Below are 15,457 nucleotides of genomic sequence, written 5' to 3' on the forward strand. Positions count from 1 at the left end.
CATGCTGGTGTGGTCGTTGCCGGCCAGCATCATCGGCGGTCGCGCAATGCCGATGCACTGGTCGCCTGCTCCGCGTAGTGTCAGTGGGCCCCAGCCACCAGCCGTGGGCAGCCAGCCAGGCGCAGGTGCGGCACACCGACGCGCCCATGTGCCAGACTTGGCAGATGGCCGATCTCACCATTCTCGTCGCCGACGACCACCCGCTGTTCCGTGCCGCCGTGATCCACGTGCTGCAGCAGACCCTGCCGCAGGCGCAGGTCGTGGAAGCCTCCAGCGCCGCCACGCTAAGCGCGATGCTGCGCTCGCACCCGCAGGCCGAGTTGGTACTGCTGGATCTGGCCATGCCGGGCGCGCGCGGCTTCTCGGCGCTGTTGCATGTGCGCGGCGAGCATCCGGATATCCCGGTGGTGGTCATCTCCTCCAACGATCACCCGCGGGTGATCCGACGTGCGCAGCAGTTTGGCGCGGCCGGCTTCATTCCCAAATCCACGCCGGCCGAATCCATCGGCACCGCCGTGGCCAGCGTGCTGGATGGCGGCACCTGGTTTCCGCCCATGACTGCCGAACGTTCGGAGGCCGACGCGCAGCTGGCCTCCAAACTCGCCCAGCTCACCCCGCAGCAGTTCCGCGTGCTGCTAAGCCTGGCCGATGGCTTGCTCAACAAGCAGATCGCCCATGAACTCGGCCTGGCCGAAAACACCGTCAAGGTGCACGTCACCGCCATCCTGAAAAAGCTGGACTGCTACAGCCGTACGCAGGCCGCGGTACTGGTCAAGGCGCTGGAGCCGGAAGGCGAGGGCTGAGGGCGTGGCATCGCTGACGGGCTTGGAGCGGCAAAAAACGTCGCGAACAGTCGTCGGTTGGGTGTGGACGGCGTCCTCATCATCGAAGTGTGCGAGTGGTGCCTGCCGCAGAGAGCACTGGCCGCGCAGTCAATGTGCTGGCCGCTCTTGGTTGAGCGGGGCAGGCCGCGGGCTGAAGATCGACGCGGCCGGGCGCACCTCGATCTCGAAATGCGAGGTGCCGTCCATGATGCATGTCAGTCCACTCGCTGGCGATAGAACACCATGCCGCCGTGGTGCAGCTCGTCTGCGCTGACAAAGCGGCCGTCGGCAGTGAATCCGCTGTCGTCCCAGTAGTGGATGGTGTTACCGGTCACTTCATAACGGCCCTGGTAGGCGCTTTGCCGTGCATGGCGTGCTTCGTCGTACCGGCCGTTGGCCAACAAGGCTTGGCGGATCTGCCCATCGCGGGTGACCCACATGCCGACGTAGGAATGCTGTTGCATGGGCGTCTCCGTGTGGAGTGGGGAAGGCGTCGCCGCCGCATGGCGTGCAGTGGCAGCAAGCGGTGTGGCGTTGCAGAGCACGGCGGCACCTGCGCCGAGTGCAACGGCAATAGCGGCGCTCATACGTGTATTGGTCATGTGTCTGTCCTGCGTTGCAGTTGGGCGGGTGCACGCTGCAGCACCGCGTCGTAGGCGGCCAGATCCAGGTACGCATCGACCTGCACGGCCTTGCCGTCGCGCATGCGCAGGATCCATACGTAATGATTGCGATAGCGACCGCCGTTGGGCAGGTCGGCGGCGCCTTGCCATTGCACGATGACGTGTTCGCCATCGGCCCAGAGCTGCCGCTGCAGTGGGCGCAGCGGCGACGCCAGGCGCTGGGTCAATGGGCGCACGGCCGTGTCGATCAATGTGTCGCGGCCCCGCAAGGTGCCGGCGCTCGGGCCGGAGCCGTGGATGGTCCACACCACGTCCGGCGACAGCAGTTCTTCGAAGAATCCGGTGCCGCCTGCCTGCCAGCGTGCGAATGCGGCATCGACGCGTTGCGTATTGCATATCTGCTGCGATGTGCCGGCGCAGCTTTCGGCGGCGGCTGTGGGCACCGGAGCGATTGCCCCGGCGGCAGTGAACGCGCTGGCGGCGATGAACAGTGCTGCCGCGATGGCGGATGGTCTGGTCATGTGGTGCTCCTTCGCGTCAGCTGCGCAGTTGCAGCGCGTGCGTGCCGTAGATCAGCTGCTGCGCCATCGGCCGGCCGATGAAACGCTCCGGGAAGATCGGCGCCAGGCCGCTGACCCGATCCAGCTGCGCCAGTTGGTCGTCGCTGAACACGATCTCCAGCGCACCGAAGTTGTCTTCGGCCTGTTGCAACGTGCGTGCGCCCATCACCGGCGAAACGACCGCCGGATTGCGCAAGGTCCAGGCAAGCGCTACCTGCGAGCGCGAGGCGCCCAACTCGTCGGCCACCGTCCCAACCACATCGGCGATCTCCAGCGAGCGCGCAGTGAGATGCCCGGTCGAGGCGATCACGCCTTTGCGGCTAGTGGATACATCCGCCGCGTTGTCGTCGGACAGATCGGCGCGGCTGTACTTGCCGGTCAGGATGCCGCCGCCCAGTGGCGACCACGGCAATACACCCAGGCCCAGCTCGCGCGCCATCGGTAGCAACTCATGTTCGACTGTGCGTTCGACCAGGCTGTATTCGATCTGCAGCGCGACCAAGGGCGACCAGCCACGCAGATCGGCCAGCGTCTGCAATTGCGCCACGCGCCAGGCCGGCGTGTTGCAGATGCCGATGTAGAGCACCTTGCCCGACTGCACCAGATGCTCCAGCCCGCGCATCACTTCGTCCGGCGAGGTGGTGAAGTCCCATGCGTGCAGATACAACAGGTCGATGCGATCGGTGTCGAGTTGACGCAGGCTGGTCTCCACCGAGCGGATCAGGTTGAGACGGTGATTGCCGCCGGAATTGATGTTGTCTGCATCGCGCGCCATGGTGAATTTGGTCGCCACCACAAAGCGCTCGCGATGCGGCTTGATCAGGCTGCCGACGATGCGTTCGGAGCCGCCGTTGGTGTAATTGACCGCGGTGTCGATGAAGTTGCCGCCGCGGTCTGCATAGGCATCGAAGATGCGCTTGGCTTCGCCCGCATCCGCGCCCCAGCCCCATTCCTCGCCGAAGGTCATGGTGCCCAGCGACAGCGGCGAGACGCGCAGCCCGGAGCGGCCGAGCAGGCGATAGTGGTCCAGAGAAAGTGTCTGACTCATGCGTTGTATCTCCCGGTAGTGGTGTCGTGCGTCATGCGATGTACTGTGCCGCCGGCCGGTGAGTCAGCGTGAGCCTGGTGATCCGGCATCCTTGCCTGATCGTCCGAATCGTCAACGCAGCATCGTCACGCAACCGCAACCGCAACCGCAACCGCAGCCGCTTGCATGCACTGCAGTGCTCGGTTCAATGTGCGCGAGGCGTTGCCACGTCGAGTGCAAGGCGCCAACAATCACGCACGCAGCGGTCGCACAGCCCCTGCAGTGGGTGCGCGTATCAGAGACAAGGCGGTGCGCCTTGTTGGGTTGGAGAGTGAGCGACCAAGACGCCAAGATCTGCCACTTCGCTGCGCAGGGCCCTTGCCCGCCCACCCTCGCGGTACATGCTGCAAGTACGTCCACGTGAGCTCTTCTGCGGCATCCATGCTGCGTAAGGTCCCGCGACTATGGGCGGGCAGGGGCTAGTCGAGTTGATCGGTGTGCATAGCTTTCGATAAAACAGTTAGCAAACTGTCTGGTGCGGTGTCATTGCCGCACTCTCGACGCTGTGAGTTTGCTGCAGGGCCCTTGCCCGCCCACCGTCGTGGGACACGCCGCAAGTACGTCCGTGTACGCTCTTACGCGGGATCCATGTCGCGTAAGGTCCCGCGACGGTAGCCGGGCAATGGCTAGTTGAGTTGATCGGTGTGCATAGCTTTCGATAAAACAGTTAGCAAACTGTCTGATGCGGTGTCATTACCGCACTCTCGACGCTGTGAGTTTGCTGCAGAGCCCTTGCCCGCCCACCGTCGCGGGACACGCCGCAAGTACGTCCCTGTAGGCTCTTACGCGGCATCCATGCCGCGTAAGGTCCCGCGACGGTCGGCGGGCAAGGACCAGTCGAGATGGTCGGTGCGTCTGGTTTCAAGCAAAGCAACCGACTCACTCTCTGGTGCGGTGTCCTCGCCGCTTGCGGGACCGTGTGATGGCATGGATGCCGCCACCGAGCCTACAAGGACGTACTTGCGGCGTGTCCCGTGAGCGGCGAGGGCACCGCGCATTCGACCGACTTGGCGGCATCTAAACGACGCTACGACTCAACATCGCTATCGCTATCGCTATCGCCGTGAGCGGATTGAACGATCTGGACGCGTCGGTTTCTCAGCGATAGCGCTTTGCCCGACCACCTCCACAGGACACGCTGCGAATACGTGTGTAGGCTCTATAGCGGCATCCATGCGCAGCAGCACGCTTGCGCAGGCGTACCGTGCGCAAGCTGCTGACAATTACGCGATGCCATCAGAAATCCAGCGAATACCCCAGCGTCAGCGTGCGGCCGCGGCCGGCGAAATAGCGCAGCGGCTCGACCAGCGCCGATTGCGAGTAGTAGGTGATGTACTGCTTGTCGAACAGGTTGGACACACCCATGCGTAGCGCACCACGCGGCAGCGCGTAGTTGAACGTCGCATCCACCAGCGTGTAGCCGCTGAAGCGCTTGTCCGCTTCGTCGAAGGATTGACTGAAGGCATGCTGGGCCTGCACGAACGACGACAGCTTCGGCGTCCATTGCGCCGACCATGAAGCGATCACGCGATTAGGCGCCACGTTGAGCCCGTCCAGGCGCGCATCCAGTTGGCCATCGTTGTCGCTGTCGTAGCGGCCGCGCGTGTACGCGTAGGACAGGCGCAGGCGATGTGCGGCATCCAGGCGATAGCCCAGGCTGGCGTCCACGCCCTGCACGCGGGTCTTCTCGCGGCTCATCATGAAGGCGCCGTTGATCGGCACTACGCGCGTGCCCAGATCCGAATTGGACTGGAAGTAGCTCAGATCCGCATCGAACGCGCCACGCGTGAGGCGGGTGCCGGCTTCCACGCTCTTGGTCAGGATCGGCTCCAGCGTGCTCAGGTTGGCTACACGCGTGCCCGGCGTATTGATCGCACGCAGCACCCGGCCCACATCCGGCATGCCGAAGCCTTCGGAATAGCTGGTGAAGAAACTCACGCCTTCGACTGGTGTGTAGACCAGCCCCGTGTTGTAGAGGGTTTGGTTGAAGTCGAGCGTGCCGCCTTCGACATCGACACGGTTGTAGCGCCACAAGCTCTGGTAGCTGTCGATCTTCAACTCGGCTTCTTCGCGGCGCACGCCGGCGTGCAAGGTGAGCGTGGGCAGCAGCTTGTATTCGCCCTGCACGAACAGCGACAGGTTGCGGTAGTCCGACTCGGGCACGTAGGTGCGTCCGGTGCCGTAGAGATCCTGCTTGCCGGTGTCGGCGAGCAAGTCGATGCCGCCGGTGAGCTTGAGCCGGCTGTCGAACAGATCGTCCTTGGTCAGGCTGACCTTGCTGCCCCACTTGGAGGCGACCGACCGCGATTGGTCGTACAGCGTACCGACCGGTGCGATACGCGGGTCCTGAAACGTGGAGGAGTTGTCCGCGCCGAACAGCCCTTCGAATTCCTGGTTGAACACCATCGCGCTCAGCTGCATGCCGGCCAGGTCGTCATCGGTGTAGGACAGGCTGGAGGTCAGCACGTCGTTCCATGGCTCGGTGCCCTGCGGCGTACCGCGCACCGAGGTGGTGGGAAGGCCTTGCGCACGGTTGCCGGCGATGCCGATGTAGTCGTTGTCGTTCTTGATGCGGTAGCGGTTGACGCTGACGCTCAGGCGCTGCGCATCGGTGAGCGCGTAACCGAGCTTTGCCAGCACGTCGTAGCTCTTGGAGGTCATCAGGTCGCCCTGTGTATTGTCGGCACCGATCGGCCGGCCTTGTCCATCCACATACAGGCCTTGATCGCTGTAGCTGGCCGAGAACAGGTAATCGAGCTTGTCGGTGCGGCCGTCCACGCGGTAGCGGGTCTCGACGCTGGCGGTTTCTGCACGCGTTTCCGAGGTGGGTGCGGTGGCCTGCACGTCGACGTGCTGATTGAGCTCACCGTCTTGCGGACGCCGGGTGATGATGTTGATGGTGCCGCCAGTGGCGCCCAGCCCGTTGATGGCGTTGGCGCCCTGGATCACTTCGATGCGCTCGACCATCGCGTAGTCGATGGTGTGCGCCTCGCGCCCGGTGGGACGGATCGGATTGGACTGCGGCACGCCGTCGATCAGGATCAACGGTGTGCGCCCGCGCAGGGTTTCGCCGCTACCGTTCATCTTGCCGCGGCTGGGCGTGTACGACGGAATCAGGTTGGCGAGCACGTCGGACGAGTTGCTGGAGATGGTCAGCTGCTGCTGGATCTGCGCCTTGTCGATGATCAACACCGTTTGCGGCGACTCGGCCACGGTCATGTTGGAGCGCGAGGCGGCGACCATCACCGTATCCAGCGTATCGGTGACATCCGATTGCGCGGATGCGCTGGCAGACGCGAGCAGGCAGAGGGTCGCAAGGAGCGGCACACCGGCCGATCCGGAGAGGGGAGATTTCATGGGGCAAAGCACTCCAAAACGCGCTCGGCATCGATGCAGCAGAGGCAGGGCAACGCAAAAAAAGACGATAGTCAAATGGGAATCATTATCGATAGTCTAGCAGGCGTGAGCCGCGGCGTTCGGCGCGTCAGTCCCAAGCGCTGCGCGCATGCGCGTGCGTCGGCAGCAGTGCAGCGGTGCCGGAGCGAGGCGAGGGCAGTGCAGGCATCGCGCATGTCCAGGCCTCTCGCATGTCCACGCATGCGGCTGCCTGCATCAGAGGGCGATGTACCGAACATGGGTTGAACCGGCGCGCTATGGAATCCGCACGATCGCGCGCGCAGCGCTTTCCGTGCCAACACGCAGGCTTCTACAACGCGATGGGTCAGCTGCTGGCGCCTTTACCGACGCACGAAGCCGCCACCGAATCACCCACGCCGCAGCAGCATCTGCGTCATCAGCGCGCGCAGTGCAGGCGGGCGGACCGGCTTGGATAGAAAGCCCCAGCCCAATTCCTGTGCGTGTTCGCGCAGGGCCGGGTCGGGCTCGGCGGTGACCAGGATGATGCGCGGCTCGCGCTGCCAGCGGCTCACCAATTGCGGCAGCAGCATCGGGCCGTAGTGCGTGCCCATGCGCACATCCAGCAGCAGCAATTCCGGTGCTTCGTCGGCGCTGGCATGGGCCAGCGCTTCGTCCGGGCCGCCGGAAAAATCCACGCGGCATTCCCAGCGTTCCAGCAGGGCGCGCGTGGCCTCGCAGACACGCGGGTCGTCGTCCACGCACCACACCCGGCACCCGTGCAGGATGGGGTCGTTGCCGTGCTCGGCGGTGGGCGGCGGCAACTGCGTGGCGATGGCGGCGCGTTCGCCGATCGGCAGGGTGACCGAAAACACGCTGCCGCTGCCAAGCGTTGAATGCAGGCCGATGCGGTGGCCCAGCAGGCGGCCGATACGTTCGACAATCGCCAGCCCCAGCCCGGCGCCGCGGTCGTTGGCCACGCCATCGTCCAGACGGCGGAATTCTTCGAAGATTTCGTGCTGCAAGGCATCCGGAATGCCGGGTCCCTGGTCATGCACTTCGATGCGCAGCCAGCCACCGCGCCGACGGCAGCCGATCAGCACGCGCCCGCGCGGCGTGTAGCGGATCGCGTTGGACAGAAAGTTCTGCAAGATGCGGCGCAGCAGGGTTGCATCGCTCAACACCACCGCCGATGTCGGCACCCACTCCAGCACCAGGCCGCGGTCTTCGGCCAGGATGCCGAACTCGCGCGCCAGCGTTTCCAGCAAGGGAGCCAGTGCGAAGTCGCGCACCTGCGTCTTCAGGCTGCCGGCTTCCAGGCGCGAGATGTCGAGCAGGCTGTTGAGGATGGCGTCCTGCGCAGCGAGTGCGCCGTCGATGTTGTCGACCACGCGCGCACTGCCGGGCTCGCGCACCTGCCCGCGCAACACCGACACGAACATGCGCGCGGCATTGAGCGGCTGCAGCAGGTCATGCACCGCCGAGGCGACAAAGCGGGTCTTGTAGCGGTTGGCGCTTTCGGCCTCGCGTTTTGCGGCGGCCAGATCGCGGGTGCGCTCGGCCACGCGATGTTCCAGTGCATCGGCCAGCGAGCGCAATTCGCGGGCGGCGTTCTTGTAGCTGGTGATGTCGGCGTAGCTGGTGACGAACCCGCCATCGGGCAGCGGGTTGCCGCGGATTTCCAGCACCGTGCCGTCTTCTTTCTCGCTTTCGCGCATGTGCGGCTTGCCGCTGCGCAGGTGATTGAGCCGCCGCTCGATGGCCGCCTCGATCGGCCCCGGCCCCAGCAGCCCACGGCGGGCATTGAAGCGGAACAGGTCTTCGATCGGGCGGCCGATCTTGAGCAACTCCGGCGGGAAGCGGAACAGCTCCACATAGCGCGAATTCCACGCCACCAGATTGAGCGCCTCGTCGATCACCACCACGCCTTGCGGCAGATGTTCCAGGCTGCGGCTCAGACCGGCGTTGGACTGCTGCGCGGCGGTGACCACGCCGTCCTGGGCGGTGCGCAGTTCTTCGGCATGTTGTTGCAGCAGGGTTTCCAGCTCATGCCGGCTGCGCTGACGCAGTGCCGACAGCCGCCGGCGTTGTTGCACGAACAACCACAGCAAGGCCAATGCCAGCCAGGCACCCGCAGCGGCGATGGCTGCGGCGCGCCCGGCGGCGGCGCTGGCGCGGGTGTCGTGCAGCAGATGCAGGCGCCAGCCGCTGTCCGGGACTTCCAGCGTCTGCCACAGCACTGGCGCGCCGAGTGGCGGGTCACGCACCTCGGCCAGGACGCCACCGTTGCCGGTCTGCTCGATCAAACGCCGACGCAGCGGCAGCAGCCCTTGATTGGCGTATTGGCGGGTGGTCTGCAGTTCGGTGCGGTCGCGCGGGGTGAGCGGCGCCAGCATGCGGTAGCGCCAGCTGGCGCGGCTGGCCAGAAACACCACGCCATGCGCATCGGAGGCCAGCACGATGTCCGGCGTCTGCAGCCATTCGCGCTCCAGTGCAGCCAGCGCAATCTTGATCACCACCACGCCCTGCACCTGGCCGGCAGCATCGACGATGGCCTGCGACAGGAAATAGCCTGGCTCGCTGGTGGTCATGCCGATGCCGTAAAAACTGCCGCTGCCGGTGGCCAGCGCCTGCTGGTAATACGGGCGGAAGGCGTAATCCACACCGACATTGCTGCGCACCGCGCGCCAGTTGCTGGCCGCCAGCGCAATGCCGCTGCGGTCGATCAGCGTCAGCGTGGACGACTGGGTGACATTGTTGGCACGTTCGAGTTTGCGATTGAGCTGCTGCACTTGTGCGGGCGACAGCGGGCCGGAGACCGCCGCGCGCAGCTCCGGGTCCAGCGCCAGAATCTGCGGCAGCGTGCGATAGCGGTCGATGCGTTGTTGCAGCGCTTGCGCATACAGGCGCAGCTGCCTGCGCACGGTGGCGCTTTCCTCGCGCAGCGCGTTCTGTTCGACAAAGTGCCTGGCCGCCAGCATGGCCACGACCATTCCGCCCAGCACGATGACCAGGGTGAGCAGCAGACGGCGGCGATGCGAGACATACATGCGGCAAGTATGGCGTTCCGCTCCCGCACGCGCAGCCATCGCCTGATCGCGCGACAGACATGCGGGCCAAAACGACAACGGCCGCACCCGTGACAGGATGCGGCCGTATCGGAACATCGGCTGCCGTCTAAGACGACAGCAGCGCGTGAATCACACCAGTGCGCGGCAGTAGATTGCCCGCGCGCTGGGTTGCGTCAGCGATGCTTAGAACTGCACCTGTGCGCGCAGCTCCATCACGTGCGGGGTTTCATGCACGCCATTGCGCGAGGAATCCACCCAGCTGTAGTTGGCCTGGAACTTGAAGTGGCTGGTGAGGTACCAGTTGGCGCCGATGGTGGTGTCGTGCTGACGGCCGCCGTGGACGTTGTTGTCTTCCAGATTCAGGCGGCTGTAGCGGGCAGTCAGTTCGACCGCGCCGTAGTCGTGTGCAGGCTTGATGTTGCCCGGCACGCCGCCGGCATAGCTGCGCGACTCGCCGGTCAGCGACCAGGTGCCGTACACGTACTGGCCCTGGGCGATGAAGTGCGGCTGGCCGGCATTACGCGCCACTTCGGCACGCAGCGCTTCGCTCTGCAGCGAGAACGGGCCGTGGATCCAGACCGCTTCCACGCCGGTGCGGATCACGTGGTCCACATCGAGAATGGTGCCGGTGTCGATCAGGCGCACATCGGTCAGGCCGGCTTCCGGGCGGGCACGCAGGCGCACACGCGGGCTGAAGGACACGCCGCGGCCATCGCTGAAACCGCGCGGGTTTTCGACCGAGCCGGCGATGCCCAGGTGCAGCACGTCGCCTTCGGCCTTGAACGGGGTCCATGCCGCATGCACGGCCTGGGTGGTGCCCGGGTTGTCGCCCTGCAGATCCTTGCCGCCGTACGCGCCGGCCTGCAACAGGTACTGCGGACGCTCCAGGGTCCATTCCACGCCGGTCCGGCGGCCCTGGAACACTGCCTGCACCGGCAGGCCCAGTTCCATGAAGCTGCCCGCGCGCGAGCTCTGCACCGCTTCCAGACCCACCGGCACCTTCATGTAGCCCAGGCGCACGCGGCCGTAATCCTGGCCCAGCAGCGCCTTGGTCTCGACGCGGAAGAACACGTCCAGCCACAGCTTGGCTTCGAAGTCGAAATACACCATGGCGTCGTAGACGCCCTTCTTCTTGATGGTGGCGCCGAATTCCTTGCGGCGGAAATCGTTGCGGTCTTCCAGGCGGTCGTCGCCGGAGAAGTTGTTGTCGTCGTAGGCGTAGTTGCCGGTCAGACCCAGCTCGGTGCCATCACCGAAGGTGTACTTGGTCGGCCAGTTTTCGATCGAGGTGGCTGCATTGGCAGCGGCGGGGACGATGGCGATAGCCAACGCCAGAACAAGCAGATTGAGGCGCATAGGGAATGGTCTTCGGCAATGAAAGGGGTCGGGCGTCCTGCCATGGCGATCGCGGTGAACAGCTTCAGCAAGCGCGCAGGTCCGGGCGGCGACTGCACAGAAACGTCGGTGTCTGCGTTAAATGGAATTAACGGCCGGCGGCGGCGCGGCTGAAGTGTAAGGCGACGTTCAGCCCGCCGACAGTGCGTAGTACCAATGGGTTATCGGCCCTGCCTGTGACGTGCGCCCAGAATGCCTGCACCGGGTGCCTGCTCAGGCACCCTCCAGTTCCTTCGGAGTGGTGTCATGCACATCAGCAAGCCTGCCGGCCCGGTGCCGGCGTCCGTGCCCTTCTACCGCCAGCTGTATTTCCAGGTGGTGGTGGCCATCGTCCTCGGCGCCCTGTTGGGCCACTTCGAGCCGGCCTTCGCCGAAAGCCTCAAGCCGCTGGGCGACGCCTTCATCAAGCTGGTGAAGATGATCATCGCCCCGGTGATCTTTCTGACCATCGTCACCGGCATCGCCGGCATGACCCACCTCAAGACGGTGGGCCGGGTCTTCGCCAAGTCGATGACCTACTTCCTGTTCTTCTCCACGCTGGCGCTGATCGTCGGCATGATCGTGGCGCACGTGGTGCAGCCCGGCGCCGGCATGAACATCAACCCGGCCGAGCTGGACCAGAGTGCGGTCAACACCTACGTGCAGAAATCGCACGAGCTGAGCCTGGTCGGCTTCCTGATGGACATCATCCCGGCCACGCTGATCAGCGCGTTCGTCGATGGCAACATCCTGCAGGTGCTGTTCGTGGCGGTGCTGTTCGGTATCGCGCTGGCGCTGGTGGGCGAACGTGGCCGCCCGGTGCTGAGCTTCCTGGAAGCGTTGACCGCCCCGGTGTTCCGCCTGGTGCACATGCTGATGAAGGCCGCGCCGATCGGTGCGTTTGGTGCGATCGCCTTCACCATCGGCAAGTACGGTGTGGAATCGCTGGTCAATCTGGCCTGGCTGGTGGGCTCGTTTTACCTGACCTCGCTGTTCTTCGTGCTGGTGATCCTGGGGATCGTCTGCCGTCTGTGCGGCTTCTCCGTGCTCAAGCTGATCCGCTACCTCAAGGCCGAGTTGCTGCTGGTGCTGGGCACCTCCTCGTCGGAGTCGGCGCTGCCGTCGCTGATGGAGAAGATGGAAAAGGCCGGCTGCGAGAAGTCGGTGGTGGGCCTGGTCGTGCCGACCGGCTATTCGTTCAATCTGGACGGCACCAATATCTACATGACCCTGGCGGCGCTGTTCATCGCCCAGGCCACCAACGTGGACCTGACCCTGGGCCAGCAGATCACCTTGCTGGCGGTGGCGATGCTCAGCTCCAAGGGCGCGGCCGGCGTGACCGGTGCCGGCTTCATCACCCTGGCGGCCACGCTGTCGGTGGTGCCGGACGTGCCGGTGGCCGGCATGGCGCTGATCCTGGGCGTGGACCGCTTCATGAGCGAGTGCCGCTCGCTGACCAACTTCATCGGTAACGCGGTGGCCACGGTGGTGGTGTCGCGCTGGGAAAACGCGCTGGACCGCGACCAGCTCAAGCTGGTGCTGGATGGCGGCGAGCCGCCGTTGCAGGCGCCGGTGGCCTCGGCCGGCGTCGTCGCCCCGATCAGCGCGCGCTGATGCTTCCTACGGCCCTGTTCTCCGTCGGTGTATCCGGCGGGGTGCAGGGCCGTTTTCGGTTCCAGCCAACACCGGCCGCAGCGTACGACGCGCTGCAGCATGCAATCTCCCTGCCGCGCTGACAGCTGCGCGACAGGCCCTTGTTCAGGCAGGAGGGTAGAATTCAGCCCTCCTGCGCCTTCGAGACTCACACAGCCGATGTCCAACGACGACTTCAAACAGGCCGCCCTCGACTATCACCGCCAGCAGCCGGCCGGCAAGATCAAGGTCACCGCGACCAAGCCGATGCTGACCCAGCGCGATCTGTCGCTGGCGTATTCGCCGGGCGTGGCCTTCGCCTGCGAGGCAATCGTCGAAGAACCCACCCAGGCCAGCGAGCTCACCGCGCGCGGCAATCTGGTGGCGGTCATCACCAACGGCACCGCCGTGCTGGGCCTGGGCAACATCGGCCCGCTGGCGTCCAAGCCGGTGATGGAAGGCAAGGGCGTGCTGTTCCAGAAGTTCGCCGGCATCGATGTGTTCGACATCGAAATCAACGAGAACGACCCGGACAAGCTGGTGGACATCATCGCCAGCCTGGAGCCGACCTTCGGCGGCATCAATCTGGAAGACATCAAGGCGCCGGAGTGCTTCATCGTCGAGCGCAAGCTGCGCGAGCGCATGAACATCCCGGTGTTCCATGACGATCAGCACGGCACTGCGATCATCGTCGGCGCCGCGGTGCTCAACGCGCTGGTGGTCACCGGCAAGAAGATCGAAGAGGTCAAGCTGGCCACCACCGGGATGGGCGCGGCCGGTATTTCCTGCGTCAACATGCTGGTCTCGCTGGGCCTGAAGCCGGAGAACATCCTGGCGCTGGACCGCGATGGCGTGATCCACACCGGCCGCACCGATCTGGATCCGGACAAGCAGCGCTACGCACGCGACACCGACAAGCGCACGCTGGCCGAGATCGTCGAGGGTGCGGATATTTTCCTGGGCCTGTCGGCGGCCGGCATCCTCAAGCCGGAAATGGTCGCCACGATGGCACGCCAGCCGGTGATCTTTGCGCTGGCCAATCCCAACCCGGAGATCACCCCGGAAGCGGCCAAGGCGGTGCGTCCGGATTGCATCATCGGCACCGGCCGTTCGGACTATCCGAACCAGATCAACAACGTGCTGTGCTTCCCGTATCTGTTCCGCGGCGCGCTGGACGTGGGTGCCACCGGCATCAACGAAGAGATGAAGATCGCCTGCGTCAAGGCGATTGCGGCGATGGCGCGGCGCGAGGCCTCCGACCTGGGCGCGGCCTATGGCGGCGAGACCCCGAGCTTTGGCCCGGAGTATCTGATTCCGCGGCCGCTGGACCCGCGTCTGCTGGTGGAGCTGTCGTCGGCGGTTGCGCAGGCGGCGATGGACTCGGGCGTGGCCACGCGCCCGATCGCCGACATGGAGGCCTATCGCGACAAGCTCAGCCAGTTCGTCTACCGCACCAGCCTGATGATGAAGCCGGTCTACGACCGCGCGCGTGCCGACAAGCAGCGTGTGGTGTATGCCGAAGGCGAAGAAGAAGTGGTGTTGCGCGCGGTGCAGAACGTGGTCGACGAAGGCCTGGCCTTCCCGATCCTGATCGGCCGCCCGGACGTGATCGAAGCGCGTATCGAGCGGATGGGCCTGCGCCTGACCGCCGGCGTGGACTTCGAGATCACCAATATTCTCGACGACCCCCGCTTCAACGAATACTGGCAGTACTACCACGCGCTCACCGAGCGTCGCGGCGTCACCGTCACTGCTGCCAAGGAGCTGATGCGCTCACGCCCGACCCTGATCGCCGCGGTGATGGTGGCGCGCGGCGAAGCCGATGCGATGTTGTCCGGCGTGGTGGGGCGCTTCCACAAGAAGCTGGGCTACGCCCGCAGCGTGATCCCGCTGGAGCCGCGCGTGAGTTCCACCTCGGCGATGACCGGGGTGATCAACCAGCTGGGCGTGTTCTTCTTCCTGGACACGCACGTGCAGGAAGACCCCACTGTCGAACAGGTGGTCGAAGCCACCCTGCAGGCCGCCTATCGCCTCAAGTTGTTCGGTATCGAACCCAACATCGCGCTGCTGTCGCACTCCAACTTCGGCAGCCACGACTCGCGCGACGCGTTGAAGATGCGCCAGGTGCGCGAAGCGCTGCTCAAGCGCAAACCCGAGCTCAACATCGACGGCGAAATGCAGGGCGACACCGCCTGGGACGAAGCGCTGCGCAAGCAGATCATGCCCAACAGCACCTTGAAGGGCCGCGCCAACCTGTTCGTGCTGCCTAACCTGGAAGCGGCCAACATCGCCTACAACCTGGTGCGCGTGTTCACCGACGGCGTGGCGATCGGCCCGATCCTGATGGGCATCTCCAAGCCGGTGCACATCCTCACCACCAGCGCCACCTCGCGCCGGGTGATGAACATGACCGCGATCGCCGCGGTAGATGCGCAAATCCGCAGGCAACGCGATGCGGAAAAAGCGGCGGCTGAAAAGGGCAACGCTTGAGTTGATGCGGTAACGGCTGGGTTGTGCTGGTAAGCATTCGATCAACGGGGCAATGGTTGATCGAGTGTTGGTAGTCGGCCGTAAGGCGACGGCTATCGACGTGCCAGCAATCAGCCGACGAGGCAATGGCTGAGCGAAGTGCCAGCAGTCAGCCGACAAGTAGCAGTTGATCCGAAGTGCCAGCAGTCAGCCGACAAGCAACAGTTGAACCGAAGTGGCAGCAGTCAGCTGACAAGCAACAGTTGATCTGAAGTGGCAAGCGCTCGGTCGACAGGGCAACGACGGAAACCTGTCGAGAACCTTGTTGCTACAAGACATCGAGCAGCGCAACACCAAGCGTGCAGTCACTGCCTGAAAGCCCCTCTCCCCTCGGGAGAGGGGTTGGGGTGAGGGTACGATCCACCCTCAGCAGCGAATCAGCGTTGCCACCCACTGAAACGCT

Annotated in this window: 9 protein-coding genes and 1 pseudogene; 4 read left to right on the forward strand and 6 right to left on the reverse strand. The window is 64.9% G+C overall.

The genetic code is table 11. From position 1 onward, the window contains the following. Positions 1-164 precede the first annotated feature (164 nt). Positions 165-803, forward strand: a complete 639-nt coding sequence (locus RQH86_RS11440; RefSeq protein ID WP_055850273.1) for a response regulator transcription factor — start codon at positions 165-167, stop codon at positions 801-803. A 236-nt stretch (positions 804-1,039) separates the two neighbouring features. Here RQH86_RS11440 and RQH86_RS11445 read toward each other — a convergent pair whose 3' ends face one another. The 3 genes from RQH86_RS11445 to RQH86_RS11455 are packed head-to-tail and all read right to left on the reverse strand — an operon-like array spanning position 1,040 to position 3,055. After that, positions 1,040-1,411, reverse strand: coding sequence for an Atu4866 domain-containing protein (locus RQH86_RS11445; RefSeq protein WP_311238569.1), 372 nt, complete (start codon positions 1,409-1,411; stop codon positions 1,040-1,042). A gap of 11 nt (positions 1,412-1,422) precedes the next feature. Beyond that, positions 1,423-1,968, reverse strand: a complete 546-nt coding sequence (locus RQH86_RS11450; protein WP_311238529.1) for a nuclear transport factor 2 family protein — start codon at positions 1,966-1,968, stop codon at positions 1,423-1,425. Between the two features lie 16 nt (positions 1,969-1,984). After that, on the reverse strand, positions 1,985-3,055 hold the full coding sequence (locus RQH86_RS11455) for an aldo/keto reductase (protein WP_311238528.1): 1,071 nt from the start codon (positions 3,053-3,055) through the stop codon (positions 1,985-1,987). Positions 3,056-3,885: 830 nt separating this feature from the next. Here RQH86_RS11455 and RQH86_RS11460 point away from each other — a divergent pair. Further along, positions 3,886-4,115 (forward strand): annotated as a pseudogene (locus tag RQH86_RS11460) (hypothetical protein). A 215-nt stretch (positions 4,116-4,330) separates the two neighbouring features. Here the strand turns inward: RQH86_RS11460 and RQH86_RS11465 are convergent. The 3 genes from RQH86_RS11465 to RQH86_RS11475 form a co-directional block, all read right to left on the reverse strand. Next, the gene (locus RQH86_RS11465) at positions 4,331-6,451 is read right to left on the reverse strand and encodes a TonB-dependent receptor (protein ID WP_311238527.1); all 2,121 of its coding nucleotides are present in this window, start codon (positions 6,449-6,451) and stop codon (positions 4,331-4,333) included. Positions 6,452-6,858: 407 nt separating this feature from the next. Further along, positions 6,859-9,498, reverse strand: a complete 2,640-nt coding sequence (locus RQH86_RS11470) for a PAS-domain containing protein (RefSeq protein ID WP_311238526.1) — start codon at positions 9,496-9,498, stop codon at positions 6,859-6,861. A 204-nt stretch (positions 9,499-9,702) separates the two neighbouring features. Beyond that, positions 9,703-10,875 (reverse strand): OprO/OprP family phosphate-selective porin, encoded by a 1,173-nt coding sequence (locus RQH86_RS11475; RefSeq protein ID WP_311238525.1) that lies wholly within the window; start codon positions 10,873-10,875, stop codon positions 9,703-9,705. A gap of 285 nt (positions 10,876-11,160) precedes the next feature. Here RQH86_RS11475 and RQH86_RS11480 point away from each other — a divergent pair, with 285 nt between their 5' ends. Both RQH86_RS11480 and RQH86_RS11485 read left to right on the forward strand, forming a co-directional pair. Then, positions 11,161-12,507, forward strand: coding sequence for a dicarboxylate/amino acid:cation symporter (locus tag RQH86_RS11480; protein WP_055848383.1), 1,347 nt, complete (start codon positions 11,161-11,163; stop codon positions 12,505-12,507). A gap of 198 nt (positions 12,508-12,705) precedes the next feature. Further along, positions 12,706-15,015, forward strand: coding sequence for an NADP-dependent malic enzyme (locus tag RQH86_RS11485; protein WP_055848385.1), 2,310 nt, complete (start codon positions 12,706-12,708; stop codon positions 15,013-15,015). Positions 15,016-15,457: the final 442 nt, after the last annotated feature.

It is taken from the genome of Xanthomonas sp. WCS2018Noco2-27 (assembly GCF_031843525.1).
Lineage (GTDB): Bacteria > Pseudomonadota > Gammaproteobacteria > Xanthomonadales > Xanthomonadaceae > Xanthomonas.

Bases quoted from the DNA above. Each gene is read 5' to 3' on its own strand.
- RQH86_RS11440 (WP_055850273.1), top strand. From the start codon at position 165: ATGGCCGATCTCACCATTCTCGTCGCCGACGACCACCCGCTGTTCCGT.
- RQH86_RS11445 (WP_311238569.1), bottom strand. From the start codon at position 1,411: ATGAGCGCCGCTATTGCCGTTGCACTCGGCGCAGGTGCCGCCGTGCTC.
- RQH86_RS11450 (WP_311238529.1), bottom strand. From the start codon at position 1,968: ATGACCAGACCATCCGCCATCGCGGCAGCACTGTTCATCGCCGCCAGC.
- RQH86_RS11455 (WP_311238528.1), bottom strand. From the start codon at position 3,055: ATGAGTCAGACACTTTCTCTGGACCACTATCGCCTGCTCGGCCGCTCC.
- RQH86_RS11465 (WP_311238527.1), bottom strand. From the start codon at position 6,451: ATGAAATCTCCCCTCTCCGGATCGGCCGGTGTGCCGCTCCTTGCGACC.
- RQH86_RS11470 (WP_311238526.1), bottom strand. From the start codon at position 9,498: ATGTATGTCTCGCATCGCCGCCGTCTGCTGCTCACCCTGGTCATCGTG.
- RQH86_RS11475 (WP_311238525.1), bottom strand. From the start codon at position 10,875: ATGCGCCTCAATCTGCTTGTTCTGGCGTTGGCTATCGCCATCGTCCCC.
- RQH86_RS11480 (WP_055848383.1), top strand. From the start codon at position 11,161: ATGCACATCAGCAAGCCTGCCGGCCCGGTGCCGGCGTCCGTGCCCTTC.
- RQH86_RS11485 (WP_055848385.1), top strand. From the start codon at position 12,706: ATGTCCAACGACGACTTCAAACAGGCCGCCCTCGACTATCACCGCCAG.